20 protein-coding genes are annotated in these 23,939 nt (G+C 51.6%); 4 read left to right on the forward strand and 16 right to left on the reverse strand.

Annotated elements, in window-relative coordinates:
• Nucleotides 1-50: 50 nt before the first annotated feature.
• The 12 genes from nuoL to lrhA form a co-directional block, all read right to left on the reverse strand.
• The gene (nuoL, locus tag A7983_RS00845; RefSeq protein WP_005969831.1) at nt 51-1,901 is read right to left on the reverse strand and encodes an NADH-quinone oxidoreductase subunit L; all 1,851 of its coding nucleotides are present in this window, start codon (nt 1,899-1,901) and stop codon (nt 51-53) included.
• Nucleotides 1,898-2,200, reverse strand: a complete 303-nt coding sequence (gene nuoK, locus A7983_RS00850) for an NADH-quinone oxidoreductase subunit NuoK (RefSeq protein ID WP_005969835.1) — start codon at nt 2,198-2,200, stop codon at nt 1,898-1,900. The genes nuoL and nuoK overlap by 4 nt, the downstream gene beginning before the upstream one ends.
• Nucleotides 2,197-2,757 carry an NADH-quinone oxidoreductase subunit J gene (gene nuoJ / locus A7983_RS00855; protein WP_005969837.1) on the reverse strand — a complete coding sequence of 187 codons (561 nt, stop codon included), beginning with the start codon at nt 2,755-2,757 and terminating at the stop codon, nt 2,197-2,199. The genes nuoK and nuoJ overlap by 4 nt, the downstream gene beginning before the upstream one ends.
• 9 nt (nt 2,758-2,766) lie before the next feature.
• The gene (gene nuoI, locus A7983_RS00860; protein WP_005969838.1) at nt 2,767-3,309 is read right to left on the reverse strand and encodes an NADH-quinone oxidoreductase subunit NuoI; all 543 of its coding nucleotides are present in this window, start codon (nt 3,307-3,309) and stop codon (nt 2,767-2,769) included.
• Nucleotides 3,310-3,326: 17 nt separating this feature from the next.
• Entirely contained in the window at nt 3,327-4,301 is a 975-nt protein-coding gene (nuoH, locus tag A7983_RS00865; protein ID WP_005969839.1) for an NADH-quinone oxidoreductase subunit NuoH, read from the reverse strand.
• Nucleotides 4,298-7,024, reverse strand: coding sequence for an NADH-quinone oxidoreductase subunit NuoG (gene nuoG / locus A7983_RS00870; RefSeq protein WP_005969840.1), 2,727 nt, complete (start codon nt 7,022-7,024; stop codon nt 4,298-4,300). Before nuoG ends, nuoH begins: the two co-directional genes overlap by 4 nt.
• Nucleotides 7,025-7,211: 187 nt before the next feature.
• Complete coding sequence (nuoF, locus tag A7983_RS00875) at nt 7,212-8,561, reverse strand: NADH-quinone oxidoreductase subunit NuoF (RefSeq protein WP_005969841.1); 1,350 nt, start codon at nt 8,559-8,561, stop codon at nt 7,212-7,214.
• Nucleotides 8,558-9,103 (reverse strand): NADH-quinone oxidoreductase subunit NuoE, encoded by a 546-nt coding sequence (gene nuoE / locus A7983_RS00880; RefSeq protein ID WP_005969842.1) that lies wholly within the window; start codon nt 9,101-9,103, stop codon nt 8,558-8,560. The genes nuoF and nuoE overlap by 4 nt, the downstream gene beginning before the upstream one ends.
• A 2-nt stretch (nt 9,104-9,105) precedes the next feature.
• Nucleotides 9,106-10,905, reverse strand: a complete 1,800-nt coding sequence (gene nuoC, locus A7983_RS00885) for an NADH-quinone oxidoreductase subunit C/D (RefSeq protein WP_005969845.1) — start codon at nt 10,903-10,905, stop codon at nt 9,106-9,108.
• A 98-nt stretch (nt 10,906-11,003) separates the two neighbouring features.
• Nucleotides 11,004-11,678 carry a NuoB/complex I 20 kDa subunit family protein gene (locus A7983_RS00890; RefSeq protein ID WP_005969846.1) on the reverse strand — a complete coding sequence of 225 codons (675 nt, stop codon included), beginning with the start codon at nt 11,676-11,678 and terminating at the stop codon, nt 11,004-11,006.
• 17 nt (nt 11,679-11,695) lie between these two features.
• Entirely contained in the window at nt 11,696-12,136 is a 441-nt protein-coding gene (locus tag A7983_RS00895; protein WP_005969847.1) for an NADH-quinone oxidoreductase subunit A, read from the reverse strand.
• Nucleotides 12,137-12,812: 676 nt separating this feature from the next.
• Nucleotides 12,813-13,763 (reverse strand): transcriptional regulator LrhA, encoded by a 951-nt coding sequence (lrhA, locus tag A7983_RS00900; protein WP_005969848.1) that lies wholly within the window; start codon nt 13,761-13,763, stop codon nt 12,813-12,815.
• Between the two features lie 498 nt (nt 13,764-14,261).
• Here lrhA and A7983_RS00905 point away from each other — a divergent pair, with 498 nt between their 5' ends.
• The gene (locus A7983_RS00905; RefSeq protein ID WP_005969850.1) at nt 14,262-15,476 is read left to right on the forward strand and encodes a pyridoxal phosphate-dependent aminotransferase; all 1,215 of its coding nucleotides are present in this window, start codon (nt 14,262-14,264) and stop codon (nt 15,474-15,476) included.
• 142 nt (nt 15,477-15,618) lie between these two features.
• The gene (gene yfbR / locus A7983_RS00910) at nt 15,619-16,218 is read left to right on the forward strand and encodes a 5'-deoxynucleotidase (protein WP_005969852.1); all 600 of its coding nucleotides are present in this window, start codon (nt 15,619-15,621) and stop codon (nt 16,216-16,218) included.
• Nucleotides 16,219-16,247: 29 nt separating this feature from the next.
• Here the strand turns inward: yfbR and A7983_RS00915 are convergent, their stop codons facing one another.
• The 4 genes from A7983_RS00915 to yfbV all read right to left on the reverse strand — a co-directional run bounded on the left by A7983_RS00915 (nt 16,248) and on the right by yfbV (nt 20,052).
• On the reverse strand, nt 16,248-18,080 hold the full coding sequence (locus tag A7983_RS00915) for an SLC13 family permease (RefSeq protein WP_005969854.1): 1,833 nt from the start codon (nt 18,078-18,080) through the stop codon (nt 16,248-16,250).
• A gap of 178 nt (nt 18,081-18,258) precedes the next feature.
• Nucleotides 18,259-18,915, reverse strand: coding sequence for a sugar phosphatase (locus A7983_RS00920; protein WP_039478115.1), 657 nt, complete (start codon nt 18,913-18,915; stop codon nt 18,259-18,261).
• Between the two features lie 21 nt (nt 18,916-18,936).
• Nucleotides 18,937-19,431 carry a YfbU family protein gene (locus tag A7983_RS00925; RefSeq protein ID WP_005969861.1) on the reverse strand — a complete coding sequence of 165 codons (495 nt, stop codon included), beginning with the start codon at nt 19,429-19,431 and terminating at the stop codon, nt 18,937-18,939.
• Nucleotides 19,432-19,596: 165 nt separating this feature from the next.
• Nucleotides 19,597-20,052, reverse strand: coding sequence for a terminus macrodomain insulation protein YfbV (gene yfbV, locus A7983_RS00930; RefSeq protein ID WP_005969863.1), 456 nt, complete (start codon nt 20,050-20,052; stop codon nt 19,597-19,599).
• A gap of 441 nt (nt 20,053-20,493) precedes the next feature.
• Between yfbV and ackA the strand changes: the two genes are divergently transcribed.
• Nucleotides 20,494-21,696, forward strand: a complete 1,203-nt coding sequence (ackA, locus tag A7983_RS00935) for an acetate kinase (RefSeq protein ID WP_005969866.1) — start codon at nt 20,494-20,496, stop codon at nt 21,694-21,696.
• Between the two features lie 79 nt (nt 21,697-21,775).
• Nucleotides 21,776-23,914 (forward strand): phosphate acetyltransferase, encoded by a 2,139-nt coding sequence (gene pta, locus A7983_RS00940; RefSeq protein WP_005969868.1) that lies wholly within the window; start codon nt 21,776-21,778, stop codon nt 23,912-23,914.
• The last annotated feature ends 25 nt before the right edge of the window (nt 23,915-23,939 follow it).

The raw sequence follows: 23,939 nt of genomic DNA on the forward strand, positions 1-23,939 counted from the left end.
CATTCCTTTATGTGGAATGCCCTGCCTTTCATACGTTACCGGATACTGCCTTACACCAGCAGTAACAAGCCCAGCACCAGCACGGCACCAAAGCCCATAGAAGCAACGTACCAGCGCAACTGACCATTCGCACTGAGCGCCAGCCCACGATTACCCCAACGGGTAATGATGGCAGGCAGGGTCATCAGTGTATTTAATGGATCACGCTGCAACAGCTTCGCGATAGCCAGATACGGCTTAACAAAGACATGGTCGTACAACCAGTCGAAGCCCCACGCATGGAACCACCAGGTCGAGAAGAAACGGCCTGGCGCACTGTTCGCAATGCTATTCACCGCCTGACGTTTGCCCAGCCACAGCATAGCGGCAAGCAGAATACCGGCAATCGCCACCACGCCAGAGGTAATTTCCAGCGTCAGCAACTGGCCGTGCTCAAGCACTGTCGTTGCCGGCAATACGCCATGCAACGGAGGAACAATCATCGCACCAATAAAGGTGGACAGAACCATCAGCACAACCAGCGGTAAGTGGTGCGAAATGCCTTTTCCTGCATGCGCCTTAATTTTCTCTTCACCGTGGAACACGATGAAAATCATACGGAACGTATACAGCGAGGTCATGAAGGCACCAGCCAATCCAGCCACCATCAGGTTGATGTGACCATTTGCCCAGGCGCCAGCCAAGATCTCGTCTTTACTGAAGAAGCCAGCGGTAACCAGCGGCAGTGCAGCCAGCGCCGCGCCTCCGACCAGGAAGCAGACATAAACCAGTGGAATCGTTTTACGCAGGCCGCCCATCTTGAAGATATTCTGCTCATGGTGGCAGGCCAAAATCACCGAACCAGAAGAGAGGAACAGCAGCGCTTTAAAGAATGCGTGCGTCATCAGGTGGAAAATCGCGGCATCCCATGCCTGCACGCCCAGCGCCAGAAACATGTAACCAATCTGGCTCATGGTGGAATAGGCCAGCACGCGCTTGATGTCGGTTTGAACCAAGGCAGCAAAACCCGCCAGCACCAACGTCACAGCACCAACAATACCTACCAGATGCAACACATCCGGTGCCATCAGGAACAGGCCGTTGGTACGTGCAATCAGGTAAACACCGGCGGTAACCATCGTGGCGGCGTGGATCAGTGCAGATACCGGCGTTGGACCGGCCATCGCATCTGCCAGCCAGGTTTGCAGCGGCAACTGTGCTGATTTACCCACCGCACCACCCAGCAACATCAGCGTAGCCCAGGTGATTTCAGGTGAACCTTCAGCCAGTTTCTGCGGAGCCAGAACCATCAGTTCGCGGAAGTTGAGCGTGCCCAACTCTTTGTAAAGGATGAACAGCGCAAAGGCTAAAAAGACGTCACCGACACGCGTAACGATAAAAGCCTTCATCGCTGCCGCGCCGTTCTTCGGATTGGTGTAGTAGAAACCGATCAGCAGATAACTGCACAGCCCTACCCCTTCCCAACCGAGGTACATCAGCAACAGGTTATCAGCCAGTACCAGAACGACCATACTCGCGATAAACAGGTTGGTGTAAGCGAAGAAACGAGAATATCCCTCTTCCCCACGCATATACCAGGAGGCGAATAGGTGGATAAAGAAACCGACCCCCGTCACCACGGACAGCATCGTCACCGAGAGACCGTCGAGCACCAGCGTTACGCTAATGTCGAAATTACCCACGGTCATCCATGTCCACAAATGCTGATTAAAGAAGGTGACGCCGCCGCTGTGCTGCTGGCCCATAAAATCGACCGCAGCCCAAACGGTAACTAACGCTGCCAAACCAATCGAGCCAACACCGACCGTCGCAGACGTATTTTCCGACCAGCGACCACGGGAAAATGCTAGCAGCAGAAAGCCGAGCAGCGGGAAGAGTATTGTTAAATAGAGTAAGTTCATCCGCGCATCTCACTGACTGTATCAATATTCAGGGTTTGACGACGACGATACATCTGCAACAACAGCGCCAGACCAATACTGGCCTCAGCCGCTGCCAGCGTAATCGCCAGAATGTACATCACCTGACCATCCGGCTGCTGCCAGTAGCTGCCCGCGACGACAAAAGCCAGCGCGGCAGCGTTGATCATAATTTCCAGGCTGATCAACATAAACAGCAGGTTACGACGAATCAACAGACCAGTCAGCCCCAGAACAAACAAGATAGCGGCTAAAATCAACCCGTGTTGTAACGGAATCATGCGCGTTCCCCCGTTATTTTTTTCTCAACGTCCTGGTTCGCGCCTTCTTTATTGACAACGTCACCACGTTTATCTTCACGACCAATGTGGAAAGCGACAACCAACCCCGCCAGCAGCAGCATTGACGCTAATTCAACTGCCAGAACATAAGGCCCAAACAGGCTGATACCTACGGCTTTCGCCTCAACAGGCGTGCCAGTGATGCCCTGCTCTTTCAGGCTCAGGATGGCGTTAACCACAATCACCAATAACGCCAGTGAGAGAATGCTCGGGCCAATCCAGACGCTGGGCTTCAGCCAATTCCGCTCTTGTTCTTCTACGGAATTGCCGAGGTTGAGCATCATGACCACGAACACAAACAGCACCATGATGGCGCCCGCGTACACGATGATGCTCAGCGCGCCGGCAAAATTAGCCCCCAGCGAGAAAAAGACGCCCGCAATCGCCATAAGCGAGGTGACCATATACAACAATGCATGCACAGGATTGGTATGCGTAATGACGCGCAGTGTCGCCAATATCGCAATCAAACCTGTGGTATAAAAAGCGAATTCCATGCTAGCTCCTTAGGGCAACAGGCCTTTGACATCAATAGGTTTGGCTTCGTTTTCAGCTTCGCCTTTGTCTTTCCCATCGATTGCCATACCAGCCATCCGGTAGAAATTGTATTCCGGATATTTACCCGGCCCCGATATCAGCAGATCTTCTTTCTCGTACACCAGATCCTGACGTTTGTACTCGCCCATCTCGAAATCCGGCGTCAGTTGGATCGCGGTTGTCGGACATGCTTCTTCACAGAAGCCGCAGAAAATGCAGCGCGAGAAGTTGACGCGGAAGAACTCGGGATACCAGCGACCATCTTTAGTTTCTGCTTTCTGCAATGAGATACAGCCAACCGGACAGGCCACTGCACACAGGTTGCAGGCAACGCAGCGCTCTTCACCATCGGGATCGCGCGTCAGCACGATACGACCACGGTAGCGCGGCGGCGGATTCACAGGCTCTTCTGGGTACATCCTGGTTTCGCGCTTCTTGAAAGCATTCGATCCCACCATACAGATACTGCGTATCTGGGTGCCGAAACCAACCACTAACTCTTTCAATGTCATGGTTTATTCACCCCTTCTTAAGCGTTGTACAAAATGACGGCCGCTGTCGCCAGCAGATTCAAAAGCGTTATCGGCAGACAGACTTTCCAACCGAAAGCCATCACCTGGTCATAACGTGGACGGGGTAACGAAGCACGAATCAGGATGAACATCATCATGAAAAAGCCTGTTTTCAGCGCAAACCAGACAAACGGAGGCAAGAACGGACCATGCCAGCCACCGAAGAATAAGGTCACCATCAGCGCGGAAACGGTCACGATCCCGATATATTCGCCCACGAAGAACAGACCGAATTTCATACCGGAATATTCAATGTGGTAACCATCTGCCAGTTCCTGTTCAGCTTCAGGCTGGTCAAACGGGTGACGGTGACACACCGCCACGCCTGCGATGGCAAACGTAATAAAGCCGAAGAACTGCGGGATAACGTTCCACAAATGTGCCTGAGAATCGACGATGTCACGCATGTTGAACGAACCGGCCTGTGCGACAACGCCCATCAGCGACAGGCCGATGAAGACTTCGTAGCTCACCGTCTGAGCAGAAGCACGAACCGCACCGAGCAGAGAGTATTTGTTGTTACTCGCCCAACCAGCAAACAGCACCGCGTAAACGGCCAGACCCGCCATCATCAGGAAGAACAGGATACCGATGTTCAGATCGGCGACACCCCAGGTCGGTGTGATCGGCACAATCGCGAAGGCAATCAGCATTGACGTAAACGCGATCATCGGTGCCAGCGTGAAGATCACCTTATCGGTAAAGTTCGGCACCCAGTCTTCTTTGAAGAACATTTTGATCATGTCAGCGACAAGCTGTAATGAACCGCCCCAACCCACCCGGTTCGGTCCATAACGTCCCTGGAAGAGGCCGAGCAGTCGACGTTCACCCATACTCATGAATGCGCCACAGGTGACCACAACCAGCAGAATCACGATCGCTTTTCCGACGGTGATCAGAATCTCGATTAATTCCGGCGTTAACCAACTCATTGTGCGGCCTCCCGCAGATTTTCAACGGTTGCACCCGCCAGCACCGGTGCAATACCCGGTAAGCCCAGCGGTAAACCAACCTGTCCCTGACCCAATGCCGCACTTAAGCGCAGTGGCAGACGTAGCGTTTGCCCTGCACAGGTCAATTCCAGCAACGCACCCGCGTTTACGCCCAGCGTCGCTGCATCAGCCGGGTTCACCATTACGTAAGGCTCTGGCATACGCTGCTGAATTACGTCAGAACGCTGTGACATTTCATCACTACCAAACAGGTGATAATACGGCGCAACGCGCCATTGACCCGCCTGTGGGACGAAAGCCGCAGGAATGTTGTCGAAGTACGCCAGCGAACCTTCTCCGGCCTCGATCATACGCACACCGGGATCGCCATGACGCAAATGTCCGCCCACTTCGTCCTGGAATTTGTTCCAGGCTTGCGGTGAGTTCCAGCCTGGTGCCCAGGCAAATGGAATTTGCTGACGATTGGCTGTCGGGCTGTTGTTCCCTTCCATTGAGAAGGCAAACATGGTGTCTTTGTCGACAGGCTGACGCGGTTCATGCACGCTGATATTGGCACGCATCGCAGTACGGCCGCTGGAGCGAATCGGTGAACGCGACAATTTCTGCCCACGAATACGGAACGAAGCGTCCGGCGCAGCATCTTTAATCGCCGCTAGTTGCGGCAATGCAGTAACACACGCGTCAATCACGTTATCCAGTTGCGTCCAGTCAACCTGACGGCTGTTATAGGTGATATACAGCGAGTGCAGCCAGCGCCAACTTTCCAACATAACAATTTTGTCGTTGTAGTACGTTGGATCATAGACCTGGAAGAAACGCTGAGCGCGGCCTTCTTGATTCACCAGCGTACCGTCGCTTTCAGCAAAGCTGGCAGCAGACAGAATGATGCTGGCTTTGTCCATGATGCGAGTACGCTGATGATCGACCACAATCAGGTTCTCAGCTTTTTCCAGTGCCGCATCAACGCGAGCGACCGGCGCATGACGGTAGAGATCGTTCTCCAAAACTACCACGCTGTCGGCTTCGTCGTTTTCCAACTGCACCAGTGCTTCATCCAGCGAACCGCCGCCCATGATTGACAACCCAATGCTGTTTGCAGCAGGTGCAACAAAGGTAATACCGACGTCAGAGCCACGATTTTTCAGCGCTTTAGCAACGTTTGCCGCAGCGGAGATTACGTCTTCGCTACCTGCATTGGTGCCAGAGATGATGAGCGGCTTTTTCGCACCGGCCAGCGCCTGTACGATAATATCAACTTTCTGATCCAGACCCGCAGCCAGATCGGCAACTGCCGGTGCGCTGCTATCCAGACCATGTGCAATGGCAAAACCAAGGCGAGCCTGATCGGCAACCGGTGCACGATAGTTCCATGCCGCAATGTCGTCCAAACGGGTGTTGTCTACGTTGGTGACAAACAGCGGGTGCTTGGCATGCTGACCAATGTTCATGATCGCCGCAATCTGCCAGTCAGCCACTTTCTGTGCGGCCGCCATTTCGCGAGCTTTACCTTTAACAGCTTGACGAACGGCCAGAGCGATACGCGCCCCCGTCTGCGTTAGGTCTTCACCCAGAATCAGAACGGCATCATAGCCTTCGATCTCACGCAGCGCTGGCGTTCTCACGCCGCTTTCGCGCAGCACTTTCAGAATCAGTTGCAGACGATTTTGTTCTTCTTGCGCAATACCGGTGTAGAAGTTCTCTGCACCTACCAGCTCACGCAATGCGAAGTTGCTTTCAATGCTGGCACGTGGCGAGCCGATACCGATGGTTTTCTTCGCCTGACGCAGCACATCCGCCGCACCTTGCAGTGCCTGATCGGCATTCAGTGCGATCCAGTCATTACCACGACGTTGCAGCGGCTGGTTCGGACGGTCTTTCTGGTTGACATAGCCGTAACCAAAACGGCCGCGGTCACACAGAAAATAGTGGTTTACGCTACCGTTGAAACGGTTTTCGATACGACGCAGTTCGCCATAGCGTTCACCGGGGCTGGTATTACAACCGACGCTGCACTGTTGGCAGACGCTCGGTGCAAACTGCATATCCCATTTACGGTTATAGCGCTCGGAGTGCGTTTTGTCGGTGAACACGCCAGTAGGACACACTTCAACCAGGTTACCGGAGAACTCACTTTCCAGCGTGCCATCTTCCGGGCGACCGAAATAGACGTTGTCGTGCGCGCCGTAAACGCCAAGATCTTTGCCATCCGCATAGTCTTTGTAGTAACGCACGCAGCGGTAGCAAGCGATACAGCGGTTCATCTCATGAGAAATAAACGGTCCGAGATCCTGATTGCGATGGGTACGCTTGGTGAAGCGATAGCGACGGAAGTTTTGCCCCGTCATAACCGTCATATCCTGCAAATGACAGTTACCGCCTTCCTCACACACCGGACAATCATGCGGGTGGTTGGTCATCAGAAACTCAACTATCGTCTTACGGAATAGCTTCGCTTCTTCATCTTCGATCGCGATGAACGCCCCATCGGTTGCTGGTGTCATACAGGACATCACCAGACGACCGCGAGTATCTTCCGCGTTTTGATACTGTTTTACCGCACAGAGGCGGCAAGATCCGACGCTCCCGAGCGCGGGGTGCCAGCAAAAGTAAGGAATATCAAGTCCCAGAGTCAGGCAAGCTTCTAGAAGGTTGTCTGCTCCGTTTACTTCATACTCTTTGCCGTCTACATGAATAGTAGCCATAGTCAGCATGCTTCCATAATGGCCCGTGTTGCCACGAGCGCTAATCAAAAATTCTGTATACCCTCATCTTTCAAATCGCAAATGCGTTGGCTACCTGCGCCTTGAAATCTATTGGGTTTATGAGGGTGGCTTATTTGCGCCACCCTGCGGATACATTCACTGCATCTCGCACGTGTTGAGCGATAGCTTACCAGCGCTCTTTCAACAGGTTAGGCTGGATACCGCCAATCGCTTTAAGATTGCCTAAATACTGTTTAGAGATACCCGCTTCGAATTCTTCCCGGAAATACTTGATGGCACTTTGCAGCGGCTCGACCGCACCCGGCGCATGCGCACAGAAGGTGTTACCCGGCCCGAGGAAACGGCAAAGCTGCTCCAGCGTTTCGATATCGCCAGGCTGGCCTTCGCCATTCTCCAGCGCACGCAGAATCTTCACGCTCCACGGCAAACCATCGCGGCACGGCGTACACCAGCCACAGGATTCACGGGCGAAGAACTCTTCGAGGTTACGCGTCAACGAAACCATATTGATTTCGTGGTCGACAGCCATCGCCAGCGCAGTACCCATACGGCTACCTGCTTTTGCAATGTGCTCAAAATCCATTGGTAGATCGAGGTGACTTTCCGTCAGAAAATCCGTACCTGCACCGCCCGGCTGCCAAGCTTTCAGCTTCAGACCATCGCGCATGCCACCCGCATAGTCTTCCAAAATCTCGCGCGCTGTAGTGCCGAAAGGCAGTTCCCACAGGCCAGGGTTCTTGACCCGACCCGAGAAGCCCATCAGTTTCGTGCCAGCATCTTTACTTTTACCCGCAGACAACCCCTGATACCACGCCGCACCGTGCTCGATAATCGCCGGTACGTTGCACAGCGTTTCCACGTTGTTGACGCAGGTCGGTTTACCCCAAACACCCGCAGACGCAGGGAACGGCGGCTTGGAACGAGGATTGGCACGACGGCCTTCCAGCGAGTTAATCAGTGCCGTTTCTTCACCGCAGATATAACGCCCAGCGCCCGTATGCACGAACAGCTCAAAATCGAACCCGCTGCCCAGAATATTCTTGCCCAGCAGACCAGCGGCTTTTGCTTCTTCAATTGCGCGACGCAGGTTAACCGCAGCTTCGATGTATTCGCCCCGCAGGAAGATGTAGCCGCGGTAGGCTTTCAGCGCAAACGCGCTGATTAGCATACCTTCAACCAGCAGATGAGGCTCTTGCTCCATCAGCAGGCGGTCTTTATAAGTACCCGGCTCCATCTCATCCGCGTTACACAGCAGGTAGCGGATGTTCATGCTTTCGTCTTTCGGCATCAGGCTCCACTTCAAGCCTGTTGAGAAGCCCGCGCCGCCACGCCCTTTCAGGCCAGCGTCTTTAACCAGTGAGACCACTTCATCCTGTGCCATGCCGGTTAACGCTTTTTGCGCGGCGACATAACCATTTTTGCTGCGATATTCATCCAGCCACACTGGCTGCTTGTCTGCGCGTAAACGCCAGGTCAGAGGATGCTGCTCAGCCGTCAGAACAATGTCTTTACTCATTGATACTGCTCCAATAACGTTTCAATACCTTCCGGCGTCACATGGCTGTGGGTATCGTCGTCAATCATCATTGACGGCCCTTTGTCACAGTTCCCCAGGCAGCAGGTCGGCAACAGCGTGAAACGTCCATCGAACGTTGTCTGTCCCGGTTTAATGCTGAGCTTACGCTCCAGCGCAGCCTGAACGCCCTGGTAGCCATTGATGTGGCACACAACGCTGTCGCAATAGCGAATAATGTGACGTCCGACAGGCTGGCGATAAATCTGGCTGTAGAACGTAGCCACGCCTTCCACATCACTGGCAGGAATACCCAGCAGATCGGCAATCGCGTGGATAGCCCCATCCGGCACCCAGCCGCGTTCTTTTTGCACAATTTTCAGTGCTTCAATTGATGCGGCGCGTGCATCTTCATAGTGATGTTTTTCGTGCTCAATGGCGTCACGTTCGGCGTCACTCAATACAAAAGTGCTTTCTTTTGTCAGCGAATCGGCAGCCGGTTGTCCCAGAGCGTCAATATGATCGTGATTGTTGTGATCATGCATAGTTAGCGGTCCACATCTGACATTACGAAATCAATACTGCCGAGGTAAACGATCAGATCGGATACCAGACACCCGCGAATTACAGAAGGAATCTGTTGCAGATGCGCATAGCTCGGCGTGCGAATACGGGTACGGTAGCTCATCGTGCCGCCGTCACTGGTCAGGTAATAGCTGTTGATACCTTTTGTTGCCTCAACCATCTGGAATGATTCATTGGCAGGCATCACCGGTCCCCAGGAAACCTGGAGGAAGTGGTTAATCAGCGTATCAATATGCTGCAACGTGCGCTCTTTTGGTGGTGGCGTCGTCAGCGGGTGATCCGCTTTGAACGGCCCTTCCGGCATGTTCTTGAGGCACTGATCCAGAATCCGCAGGCTCTGACGCAGTTCTTCAACTTTCAGCATAACGCGGCTATAGCAATCGCTGATGCCGTCGCCTACTGGCACTTCAAAGTCAAAGTTTTCATAACCGGAATAAGGACGCCATTTGCGCACGTCAAAACCAATGCCTGTGGCACGCAGACCCGCACCGGTTACGCCCCATTCCAATGCTTCTTTCGCATTGTAGGCCGCAACACCCTGAGTACGACCTTTCAGGATGGTGTTCTGTAACGCGGATTTGACATAGGTATCAAGGCGGGCCGGCATCCAGTCGAGGAATTCACGCAGCAGACGTTCCCAGCCGCGTGGCAGATCGTGCGCCACACCGCCAATACGGAACCAGGCTGGATGCATACGGAAACCAGTAATCGCTTCAACCAAATCGTAAATTTTCTGGCGGTCCGTAAATGCAAAGAACACCGGTGTCATTGCACCGACGTCCTGAATATAGGTACTGATATACAGCAGATGGCTATTAATACGGAACAGCTCAGACAGCATCACACGAATCGTTTTAACGCGATCCGGCACCTCGATACCCGCCAGTTTCTCAACGGCCAGTACATACGGCATTTCGTTAACGCAGCCACCAAGGTATTCAATACGGTCAGTATAAGGAATGTAGCTATGCCAAGATTGACGCTCGCCCATTTTCTCTGCGCCACGATGGTGGTAACCCACATCAGGCACGCAGTCGACGATTTCCTCACCATCCAATTGCAGGATAATACGGAAGGCACCATGTGAAGAGGGGTGGTTCGGACCGAGGTTGAGGAACATGAAATCCTCATTCTCCGTGCCGCGCTTCATGCCCCATTCTTCCGGTTTAAACGTCAGCGATTCCATTTCCAGATCTTCTTTCTGCTTAGTCAGCTCGAAAGGATCGAATTCGGTCGCACGCGCCGGATAATCTTTACGCAGTGGATGCCCTTCCCACGTCTGCGGCATCATGATGCGTGTCAGATTTGGGTGACCATCGAAGGCCATGCCGAACATTTCCCACGTTTCCCGCTCATACCAGTTGGCATTCGGAAACAGTTTGGTCACGGTCGGCAAATGCAGATCATTCTCGGCCAGCGCGACTTTTAGCATGATGTCGCGGTTACGCTCAATAGAAATTAAGTGATAAAAAACGGAGTAGTCGGCAGCGGGTAAACCTTCACGATGGGTACGCAGACGCTCATCCATACCGTGCAGGTCAAACAGCATGACATAAGGCTTTGGCTGTTTTTTCAGGAATGTGACAACATCGAGTAATTGCTCACGTTTAACCCACACAACGGGAATACCCGTGCGGGTTGCCTGTACAGTAAATGAATCTGGTCCAAAACGGTTACACAGTTCGCCAACGACCGGATCATTAAGATGATCGCGAGTTTGCCAGCCTGGCTGAGCGAGATCGTGTGTCGTTAAATCTGTCATAAATATGTCACCACATTAAATGTGCTATTTCTGTATCTGATAATGACCGCACACTATTATCGAGGTATTACACGGCCACCGGATTTATCAGCTACAGGTCAAATCTCATCAGGCGAACGCAGGTTGGTCACTGCGATTCGCTCGCCGCGTTTGCGCTCACGCTCAGATTGCATATTGGCGCGGTAAACGCCCTGTTCGCCTACCACCCATGACAGAGGGCGGCGTTCTTTACCGATGGATTCTTTCAGCAGCAGCAACGCTTGCATGTAAGCTTCTGGACGCGGAGGGCAGCCCGGAATATACACATCAACGGGCAGGAATTTATCTACACCCTGGACAACGGAATAGATATCGTACATACCGCCAGAGTTAGCGCACGCGCCCATGGAGATAACCCATTTAGGCTCAAGCATTTGCTCGTACAGACGCTGAATAACAGGGGCCATTTTGGTAAAACAGGTTCCGGCTACAACCATGAAGTCAGCCTGACGTGGCGACGCACGCAGAACCTCAGCACCAAAGCGTGCAACGTCATGAACGGCGGTAAATGACGTCACCATTTCTACATAGCAACAGGAAAGGCCGAAGTTATACGGCCACAGGGAGTTCTGACGACCCCAGTTCACCGTATCGTGTAATGCATGTTCCAGTTTGCCCATGTAGACACTGCGGTGAACATGTTGCTCCAGAGGGTCGGAAACGATCTCCTGACGTTGCAGGGGATAACGGTCATTCTCACCGTCCGGCTCTATGCGGGTGAGCGTATAGTCCATCTTAAAATGCCTCGCTGTTACTGCGGATGAGTGTTGGTAGTGTTGATGATGTCTGATTTAACGACTTGTCTCTTGGAACGAACCGGGGTCCAGTCAAGTGCCCCAACGCGAACCAGATAAACCAAACCAGCCAACAGCACCAAAATGAAAATGGTTGCTTCAATGAAGCCAATCCAGCCGCTTTCTTTGATAGACACAGCCCAAGCGTAGAGATAGAGGGCTTCAACGTCGAAGATAACGAAGAACATAGCGACAAGATAAAATTTAGCAGACAGACGTAACCGCGCTGAACCCACGGAATCGATCCCGGATTCATAAGGTACGTTTTTGGCTCTGCCTTTTGCTCTCCCGCCCAGCAAGAATCCACCGGTCAGCATGAAGACGCAAAGGCCTATAGCGATGATAAGGAATAGCGCAAACGCCCAATGATGGGCGAGGATTTCAGTAGTTGTTGACATTCTCTTTGCTTACTCATCAAAAGTGGCAGGTAATATCTCTGCTCTGTTATCGGCAGTTAATGCGCCACATCGATTAAAAGGAAGGATTAATAACCACAAAAAAGCACGGAAACGTATCAGGTAAGCCTTGCTTGGTATGGTTGAGCCCCTAAATTTGTAACCTTTTTTTCAACCTTACTAAAAATAACAGTACATTACTTTACATGCACGCTGTTTTGTTAACATTTTGTGTTCTCACCCGTAGCTAAATCGAGTCAGTGCCTTCCTCAGTTAACTAGAACGCAGCAGCATAAAAAGCAAGTTTGCAGCGTCACTATACCATTTCCACAGAAAATGCCTGTTCCCCCATGTGGTTATTAGGGGTATTTTTTGATCCAGCACACATTTTTACCAATTTAGTTAGTAAAAAAATCACACGGATTCAGGACAAGGAAGGATGTCATTTTCCATAACATAATTTTAAAAAAATAGAACCAGCGTTTTATAAAAAGAAATAACGCCTGATTTCGCTACGCCTAGGCTATTGATACCAAATGGAAAACGCAAAGTGGGAGAAAACTGGAGAAATCAGGTCAATAAGACGCCGCCTACGCGGGTTTAACACATTAGTCATAAATCATCATCATTCGGGGTGCATCCCTACCCTCCCCGAATGATAGTTAACTACCCATTACGATTAGATCGCGTCCTTCAGCGACGAATCAGAAGACAACTTTCCATTCGTACTATTTGCCAACATACTGACAGGCGTAATGTGAGAAGGCTTCCCTGATTCAATCACATTGAAAATTGCCGTCGCCAGTTCATTCTCCTGATTAGGATTCTGGCAAAGAAAATAACGGGTTTCAGGCAATCTCGGCAACCCTTCCTCTTCGCCCAACACCCGTAGTTCCGGACTCATCATTTCCACCGAACGCACAGTGATCCCCATGCCCGCCTTCACGGCGGCACGCACAGCAGAGAGCGTTGAAGCCACATAGGCGATTCTCCAAGGGATCCCAGCAGCCGTCAGTTGCTGTGTGGCCAACGAACGGAAAGGGCTTGGCTCATCCAGCACAACCAAAGGTATAGGTTCTTGCGCTCGGAACTGATAATCCGCCGCGCAATACCATAACGTCGGGGAACTACGCAATAACACATGGGGAAACAGCACACCGCTCATTGTGGTAATGACCAGATCTATTTTCCCCTGATTCAGCATTTCCATCATTTCAGCACTACGTTTTATACTGACATTGACGGAGAGTTTAGGAAATACGGATGCCACCCGATGTAAAATATAAGGAAGGATGGTGTCTGCCGTATCGTCAGACGCCCCGATGGTTAGCGTGCCTTGAATATCACTGTACATTAATGAAATACAGGCTTCATCATTGAATTGTAATATTTTTCTGGCATAACCTAGAAATTGTATACCATGTTCGGTCAGCAATTTATTACGCCCGTGTCGGGCAAAAAGCTCCTTTCCGATGAGTTGCTCCAGCCGCTGCATCTGCTGGCTAACAGCCGATTGAGTCCGATTGACTGCGGTTGCCGCTGCTGCAAATGTATTTAAATCTGCAACGGCAACAAACGTCCTCAGTAAATCAAGATCGAGATTAAGTACTGGTCGATTTGCACTGGTCATACGATTTTTCACTTATCTATTTTAATTTTAACAAAATATTCCTGGTGTTTTATTACATGTACAGGTAATGACCGATACATTTAAAGACACTATCGCAGACGCACGATAAGGGCAAAAAAATACTTATATTTCGTTACCCCTATCGCCTTTCCATTGGTAAGACATCACATAATTAAATGGCTCACCTGCCTTAATCCTTTATTCAATAACAACGACACGTTTTTTATTTCACCCTACGAAATAAATACGCTCCACACGTAAATAAACACGCTATCCCTGTCACCCAATTCTGGCGCTAAAAAGTGCGGCCTGAACGGTTATCCGCTCCCTACAATATCGCACCATTCGACGAGTACACAACCATATAGTGCAGATGCGCAATCATTTGCAGCGAAAGCGATAATCATTCTTCAAAAGGTACTTTAGGAGGAGTACATTAAGCAGGTTATGCTATTCCGTATGGGAATATGCGCTCTCTGCAAAAGGTTCGTACTATTTATGTCTCCGATTGAAAAATCCAAGAAACTGGAGAACGTATGCTATGACATCCGTGGCCCAGTTCTAAAGGAAGCCAAGCGGCTTGAAGAAGAAGGTAATAAGGTCCTTAAACTGAATATTGGCAACCCTGCGCCTTTCGGCTTTGAGGCACCTGACGAAATTCTGGTCGATGTCATCCGTAACCTGCCAACAGCACAGGGCTACTGTGATTCTAAAGGGCTCTATTCCGCCCGTAAGGCCATCGTTCAGCACTATCAGGCACGGGATATGCGCGATATGACGGTTGAAGACGTCTATATTGGCAACGGTGTTTCCGAACTCATCGTACAATCCATGCAAGCGCTGCTCAATCCGGGCGATGAAATGCTGGTTCCCGCACCGGATTACCCACTCTGGACCGCGGCGGTTTCCCTGTCTAACGGCAATGCCGTTCACTATCTCTGCGATGAGTCCTCCGATTGGTTCCCCGATCTGGATGATATCCGCAAAAAGATCACCTCTAACACTCGCGGTATTGTCATCATCAACCCGAACAACCCGACGGGTGCGGTCTACAGCAAAGAACTGTTGCTGGATATCGTGTCTATCGCGCGTGAGCACAACCTGATTATTTTCGCCGACGAAATTTACGACAAAATTCTGTATGACGATGCGCAACATCACTCTATTGCCGCTCTGGCACCGGACCTGCTGACGGTCACGTTCAACGGGCTGTCCAAGACATACCGTGTGGCAGGTTTCCGTCAAGGCTGGATGGTACTGAACGGCCCGAAAAAACACGCCAAAGGCTATATTGAAGGGCTCGAAATGCTGGCTTCAATGCGTTTGTGTGCCAACGTGCCGATGCAGCATGCGATTCAAACCGCACTGGGGGGATATCAAAGCATCAGCGAATTTATTCAACCCGGCGGGCGCCTGTACGAACAGCGTAACCGCTCCTGGGAGTTGATCAACCAGATCCCCGGCGTATCGTGCGTAAAACCACGCGGTGCGCTCTATATGTTCCCACGCATTGATGCCAAGCGCTTTAATATCCACGACGACCAAAAACTGGTACTGGATCTCCTGTTACAAGAAAAAGTGTTACTGGTTCAGGGCACCGCCTTTAACTGGCCTTACCCGGATCATGTGCGTATTGTCACGCTACCGCGTATTGATGAGCTGGACATGGCAATCCACAAATTAGGGCGTTTCCTGGGGCATTATCATCAATAACCCAGCAGTCAGCGAATCGACCATCGCCGGGCAGTCGTCGCCCGGCGAAAGCCAGACCTTCGTTTGCATAATCTTTGGCAAGTGCTCACAATAGACGCCCACGATATTGATATTTCACCGCGCTGTTGTCTGAGAGATCGCCATGAATCAGAGCCACTTTTTCGCCCACTTATCCCGTCTAAAACTGATCAGCCGTTGGCCATTGATGCGCAATGTGCGCACGGAAAACGTCTCCGAGCACAGTCTTCAGGTCGCGTTTGTCGCTCACGCGCTGGCGGTCATCAAAAACCGCAAATTCGAAGGTAACCTGAACGCAGAACGTATCGCGCTATTGGCGATGTATCATGATGCCAGCGAGGTACTGACTGGCGACATGCCGACGCCGATCAAGTACTACAATGCGCAGATCGCGCACGAATATAAAAAGATAGAGAAGATTGCCCAGCAGAAGCTGATCGAGATGCTGCCAGAAGAGTTGCAGCAGGATTATCGGGTGCTGCTGGATGACAACTATACCAGTGAAGAAGAACGCGCTATCGTTAAACAGGCAGACGCACTCTGCGCCTACCTGAAATGTCTGGAAGAATTATCCGCAGGCAACGCGGAATTCACGCTTGCTAAAGCACGACTGGAAAAAACATTGCAGTTGCGCCATAGCCCGGAAATGGACTATTTCATGACGGTGTTCGTTCCCAGCTTCAGCCTGTCACTCGACGAAATTAGTCAAGACTCTCCGTTATAGCGAACATCCGCAATAACGAGCTGAACCCCTTAGAACGGATACAACCACGGCACCATCACCACGCTGACAAGCATCACCAGTACGGTAAAGGGGACGCCCATGCGCACAAAGTCCCCGAATTTATAACCGCCCGGCCCCAACACCAGCGTATTCACCGGTGACGATACCGGCGTCATAAACGCGGCAGATGCCGCAACAGCGATGATCATCGCAAAGGGATAAGGTGATACCCCCATTTGCTTCGCCGCAGCAATCGCAATGGGTGCCATCAACACCGCCGTCGCCGTGTTGGAAATAAACAGGCCAATGACGGCACACAACACGAACAAGCACACCAGCATCACATGCGGTCCGGCATTCCCGGCAACATCCATCAGACCTTTAACAATCAACGCAACACCACCCGTTTGCTGCAACGCCAGCGCAAATGGCATCATCCCGACGATGAGAATAATACTTGGCCAGTGAATGGCTCGGTAGGCGCTTTCCATATCAATACAGCGGAACTTACCCATCAACAAACAGGCGATCAGTGCGGCAACCGCATTCGGTATTTCATCCGTCAGCATCATCGCTACCATCAGCGCCAGACAAAACAGCGCGTGCGGAGCCTGACTCACCGCGGGGGCGACATCATCCACTTCGGCAGGAAGATTGAGCAACAGGAAGTCATTTTTCTGCGTGTGCAACTGCCGAATCATGCGCCAGTCCCCCATCACCAGCAGAATATCACCGAGTTGGAGCGGCTCATCGGCAAGAATACCCTCCATTGCTTCACCCGCTCGGCGAATCCCCACGACGCTCAGGCCATAGCGGCTGCGAAATCCAACGTCGTAGAGCGTTTTTCCCAGCAGCTCAGAATCGGGGATTAAAGAAACTTCCGCCATCCCCACATCACGCGCTTGCTCAGAGAAATACTCACCGCGTAGCACCATCGGCTCAAGTCGCTGTGAGGTGCAAAATTCGCGTAAATCCACCTCAGATGCCGACATGTCGATCAGCAGCACATCATTCAGGCGAAGTTCGGTATTGCCAGCCACGCTGATCATCACGCGGCGGAATTTACGCCAGCGTTCAATCCCAACCACATTGGCACCAAAGCGCTGACGCAGGCGTAAATCATCCAGACGGTGACCGATAAAAGGCGAGCCTGGACGAATAGCCAATCGGCGCGCCCTGCCCGTCAGTCGGTAATCGCGAATCAGATCGCGAAACGTTCTTCTCTTCCACATTTCTTTTGCGGTTGCCGTCTCAGCGTCGCCAAGCCAGTAACGTGCCACCATCATATATGCCACGCCGAGCAACAACACCACCATCCCTATCGGCGTCACGCTGAAGAACCCAAAACCCGCAACACCCTCGCGCATCAGTTCGCTGCTCACCACCATATTCGGCGGCGTCGCCACCAGCGTCATCATGCCGCTAATCAACCCAGCGAAACTCAGCGGCATCATCAGCCTTCCGGGAGAAATTTTCATCCGCGCGGAAACACTCAGTACTACGGGAATGAAAATTGCGACAACGCCAGTGGAACTCATGAAAGCTCCCAGCAGCGCAACGGTGACCATAAGCAAGATCAGCATCTTCATTTCACTGCTGCCCGCCACGCGCACCAGCCAGTCACCGACCTGATAAGCGACACCGGTACGAACCAACCCTTCACCAATCACAAACAGGGCAGCAATCAATATCACATTAGGATCGCTGAACCCCACCAACGCTTCAGATAGCGTCAGCGTGCCGCTCAGTACAAACGCGATGATGACCAACAGCGCGACGACGTCCATGCGTAATTTATTGGTGGTAAACAACACAATGGCGATCAGCAACAGGGATAAAACCCAGAGAAGTTCGCTATTCAAAACGGTTCCCCTGACGGAAAATACAGAGTGAGAGGCGTAGGTTCAGCGTGTCACAAAAAAGGAAGCTAACACCCATGCAGCTTGAAATATGACAGATATAGTCTGCCATAAAAAAAACCTCACGGATGCGAGGTTTGATCATATTTAGTCACAGTTTCGTCATTATATTACAGACGAGCTATTGGCACAGAAGCACCTTAACGCCACCTTGTGACTTATCTACCTTTATCTGTTCCAACGAATCAAGAATCAGATCGACCTGATCCAACTTCGGCGTATCCGTTGGTGCTTTAACTGCAATAACCTTGCAGCCTGCCGCCAGACCCGATAGCACCCCTGCGGGTGCATCTTCAACAACCACACATTCTTCTGGCTTAAGTCCTAACTGCTGTGCACCCAGTAAATAGGCATCAGGGTTAGGCTTACCTTTGGCAACCTGCTCCGCCGTAATAAAGGCGCGAGGAGCAGGGAGTTCTCCACGATGATGACGCGCGCTGGCAATCGGTACGGTGCCGGATGTCACAATTGCCCAGGGAATATCCAGCGCATCCAACCGTTCCAATAGCGCCTTTGCCCCTGGCATGGCAACAATACCTTGCGTATCAGAGGCTTCAGTTTGCTCCAGCGCATCGAACTCTTGTTGAATCGTTTCTTCGCTCTGCCCCTGAAGAAAGTGGCGCAGGGACGTGATGGCCTGTTTGCCATGAATAAAATCCAGCACTTCCTGTGGTTCAATATCGTGATCTTTTGCCCAGTTAATCCACGCACGTTCTACAGCAGGCAGTGAATCAACCAGCGTACCATCGAGGTCGAACAGAAAACCTTTACACTCCACAGAAAGCCCCTTTTTCATTAATCAGGCGTTGATGATCTGTGCGATTTCAACCGCACTCAAGTGATACTGACGCGGGCAGGATTGCCAAACCGCCAGCATTCTGTTGTATTTTTCCCACATTTTTGTCTGCGCATTGAAACCATGCGTACCCGCATCAAAGTGAGGGTAACGACCTTCAACATGTACCATGAAGCGTACAAAACCCAGATAACGCGCTTCCGTTGCCGCATCAAAACCCAGGAAGGTCAGACGTCGTTCATCCAAATCCTGCTTATCTTTCAGATTGGTCCATGACACCTGCAAAGCATGATGCATTTCCATGACGTTAATAATGGTGCGGCAAACCTCTTCCGTCAGCTCACCAAACTCACGATCCAATTCACGCATCTGCAAGCCGTAACCACGCTCGATAATCGTTTGTAGCCGACGATAGCGCTCAGCGTTATCTGGATCGAGCATCGTCATCATTTTGTATTGGTTTGAAAGGATCAATCTCTGGGCATTCGTCATTTCCATGTTGCTCTCCTGAACCCTCTTTGGTGTAGGCCAATGTCACTAAATAGGTATTACCCGCAGAATCGCATACTGAATCGTGTCACGGTAGCAGTAGCTACCGCTTCTTTGATTTGAAACAGGGGAAAGAACAAAATAGCCATCAACCCGTACACAGCCTGACGCCGATCACAAATCATCAAGGAAGGTTTTATCAAGCTGATTAAATGCACGTTTCAGCACATCCGCCAACGCTTGGTAAGTTGGCGCTTCTTCTAACGGGGCTAATGCCTGTCCTGACTCCACGAGCTTGTGGCGAATGTCATGGAACCACTGTGCCAGCGTTGGTGGTAAAGGCGTAACGGAACGGCGGCCAAGCCACCACAGGCCCTGCAACGGCAGGCTACAGGCAAAAAGCGCGGTAGCGATAGCCGGACCGAGTTGGCCACCAAGCGCAATCTGCCACGTTAAGGTAAACACTGCCAGTGGCGGCATAATGCGAATACCGAACCGCGTCGCTCGCGCCACACGGTTCTCTGGAAATATCGGTGCCAACTGCTTTTCTGCTGGCCACGTCTTCATGTAATGCTGCCCACGTTGGAGTAACTGTAGCCAACTAATTCTACTGTCTGGTTTCGTCGCCATAGCCACACCTCAACTTTACAGATAAAAAATAAAACTTTTGCACAAATCAACAACTCAAGTTGATAAGGTTAAAATATATTTTGTATTTACCCTACGCAATCGGTATCCTAAACCGGCCTTTTGGCCGCTGTATACCTAAAGTAGTAGACTACTCGCAAGGAGTATAATTCCCTTCGCGACACAAGCGCAGCCAACGGTCATAACGCGGTTATCATCACTTTAAAAGCTGCGGTTTACATCAGGTCGAAATCACGTTGTTGTAGAGATTATGGTGTACCGATTATCCGGTATAACATGCATCATAGTATCGACCCTTATTCATCATCGTGCCTGGTGTATCACACCAAGGCATGATGTTAATCATAAATGCCAGCAGCGGCATGCGATACGCTATGTCCTGTATGACATTTTTTTAACCATGTATAACAAGTAGGTACTTCCATGTCGAGTAAGTTAGTACTGGTTCTTAACTGCGGTAGTTCATCTCTGAAATTCGCGATCATCGATGCGATTAACGGAGAAGAGTACCTGTCTGGTTTAGCCGAATGTTTCAACCTGCCTGAAGCCCGCATCAAATGGAAAATGGACGGCGGTAAACACGACGCCGAACTGGGTGCCGGTGCAGCTCACAGCGAAGCGCTGAACTTCATCGTCAATACCATTCTGTCTCAGAAGCCAGAGCTGTCTGCTCAGTTGGTTGCTATCGGTCACCGTATCGTTCACGGCGGTGAGAAGTTCACCCAATCCGCGATCATCACTGATGATGTTCTTCAGGGTATCAAAGATTCCGTACCTTTTGCACCTCTGCACAACCCGGCGCACTTGATCGGTATCGATGAAGCACTGAAATCTTTCCCGCACTTGGCTGATAAAAACGTCGCTGTCTTCGACACAGCGTTCCACCAGACCATGCCGGAAGAATCCTACCTTTATGCACTGCCGTACAAACTGTATAAAGAAAACCATATCCGTCGCTACGGCTTCCACGGCACCAGCCACTACTTTGTTTCTCGTGAAGCCGCTAAAGTGCTGAACAAACCAGTAGAAGAGCTGAACGTCATTACTTGCCACCTGGGCAACGGTGGTTCCGTTACTGCAATCCGTAACGGCGAATGCGTTGACACCTCTATGGGTCTGACCCCGCTGGAAGGTCTGGTGATGGGTACACGCTGTGGCGATATCGACCCGGCTGTGATTTTCCACCTGCACGACGCACTGGGCATGGACATCGAGCGCATCAACACGCTGATGACCAAAGAATCTGGTCTGTTGGGTCTGACTGAAGTGACCAGCGACTGCCGTTACGTTGAAGATAACTACGAGACGAAAGCAGATGCTAGACGTGCGATGGACGTTTACTGCCACCGTCTGGCTAAGTACATCGGCTCTTACGCTGCACTGATGGAAGGTCGTCTGGATGCCGTCATCTTCACGGGTGGTATCGGTGAAAACGCGGCAATGGTTCGCGAACTGTCGCTGAAAAAACTGGGTCTGCTGGGCTTTGACGTCGATCACGAACGTAACCTGGCGGCACGCTTTGGTAAAGGTGGCAACATCGCTAAAGATGGCACCCGTCCGGCGCTGGTTATCCCGACCAATGAAGAATTGGTCATCGCCGAAGACGCTTACCGTCTGACCGCGTGAAACACGTAACTCCCAACACCGTCAGCCAAGGCTGACGGTGTTGTTTTTGACTAACGAGCAACCGTAAAGAGGTTCGGCCGTGTCCCGTATAATCATGTTGATCCCAACTGGCACCAGCGTTGGTCTGACAAGCGTCAGCCTGGGTGTCATTCGTTCCATGGAACAAAAAGGCGTCCGCCTGAGCGTGTTCAAACCTATCGCCCAGCCGCGCAGTGGCGACAGTACGCCAGATCAGACGACCACTATTATTCGTGCTAATTCCGCCATCAACGCTGCCGAGCCACTGGCAATGAGCCGCGTTGAAGCCCTGCTGAGTTCCAACCAGCAAGACGTGCTGATGGAAGAAATCATCGCGCGCTACCACGAAAATACCAAAGATGCTGAAGTTGTTCTGGTTGAAGGTCTGGTTCCTACGCGTAAGCACCAGTTTGCTAACGCGCTGAACTATGAAATCGCCAAAACGCTGAACGCAGAAATCGTCTTCGTACTGGCGCTGGGCAACGATTCTCCGGCACAGTTGAAAGACCGCATCGAACTGGCACGCTCTAGCTTCGGCGGCAGCAAAAACAAAAACATCACTGGCGTGATCATCAACAAACTGAATGCGCCGGTAGATGACCAGGGCCGTACTCGCCCTGATCTGTCTGAAATCTTTGATGACTCCACGAAAGCCAGCGTTGCCAACATCGATCCTAAGCAACTGTTCGCTAACAGCCCGCTGCCAGTTCTGGGCTGTATCCCGTGGAGCTTCGACCTGATTGCCACGCGCGCCATCGATATGGCGAAGCACCTGAATGCCCGTATCGTCAATGAAGGTGACATTCAGACGCGTCGCGTTAAATCTGTGACGTTCTGCGCACGCAGCATTCCTCATATGCTGGAGCATTTCCGTCCAGGTTCACTGCTGGTGACCTCTGCTGACCGTCCTGATGTTCTGGTTGCGGCTTGCCTGGCTGCCATGAACGGCGTGGAAATCGGTGCCTTGCTGCTGACTGGCGGCTACGAAATGGACCCAAGCATTGCCAAGCTGTGCGAACGCGCCTTCCAGACTGGCCTGCCAGTATTTATGGTCGATACCAACACTTGGCAGACCTCACTCAGCCTGCAAAGCTTCAACCTTGAAGTACCGGCTGATGACCGTCAGCGTGTCGAGAAAGTGCAGGAATATGTTGCACGCCATATCGATACCCAGTGGATCGACTCTCTGAGCGCTGAATCTGAGCGTTCACGCCGTCTGTCTCCGCCAGCATTCCGTTATCAGCTTACTGAACTGGCACGCAAAGCGGGCAAACGTATCGTTCTGCCAGAAGGTGATGAGCCACGTACCGTTAAAGCCGCTGCAATCTGTGCCGAACGTGGCATTGCACACTGTGTGCTGATCGGTAACCCGGAAGAGATTCAACGCGTTGCCGCCGCTCAGGGCGTAGAACTGGGCAAGGGCATCGAAATCGTCGATCCGATTGTCGTGCGTGAGCGCTATGTTGCGCGTCTGGTTGAACTACGTAAGAGCAAGGGCATGACCGAAGTGGTTGCGCGCGAACAGCTCGAAGATAACGTGGTTCTGGGTACGTTGATGCTGGAACAGGGCGAAGTTGATGGTCTGGTTTCTGGTGCCGTTCATACCACCGCTAACACCATCCGTCCGCCGTTACAGTTGATCAAAACTGCACCGGGCAGTTCACTGGTGTCTTCCGTGTTCTTCATGCTGCTACCTGAGCAGGTTCTGGTTTACGGCGACTGCGCCATCAACCCAGATCCGACCGCAGAGCAATTGGCTGAAATCGCTATCCAGTCTGCTGACTCTGCAACGGCATTCGGTATCGATCCACGCGTTGCGATGATCTCCTACTCTACCGGTAACTCCGGCGCGGGTAGCGATGTTGAGAAAGTGCGTGAAGCGACCCGTCTGGCGCAAGAAAAACGCCCTGATCTGGTCATCGATGGTCCGTTGCAATATGACGCCGCTATCATGGCAGACGTTGCACAGTCTAAAGCACCAAACTCACCTGTTGCGGGTAAAGCCACCGTGTTCATCTTCCCTGACCTGAACACCGGTAACACCACGTACAAAGCGGTACAGCGTTCTGCCGATCTGATCTCCATCGGGCCAATGCTGCAAGGCATGCGCAAACCGGTTAACGACCTGTCTCGTGGCGCACTGGTAGACGATATCGTTTACACCGTCGCTCTGACCGCAATTCAGGCTACACAGCTCTAATCTATTCAGATTAATTCTGTTATCT

Source organism: Pectobacterium wasabiae CFBP 3304 (genome assembly GCF_001742185.1).
In the GTDB taxonomy this organism is placed as follows: Bacteria; Pseudomonadota; Gammaproteobacteria; order Enterobacterales; family Enterobacteriaceae; genus Pectobacterium; species Pectobacterium wasabiae.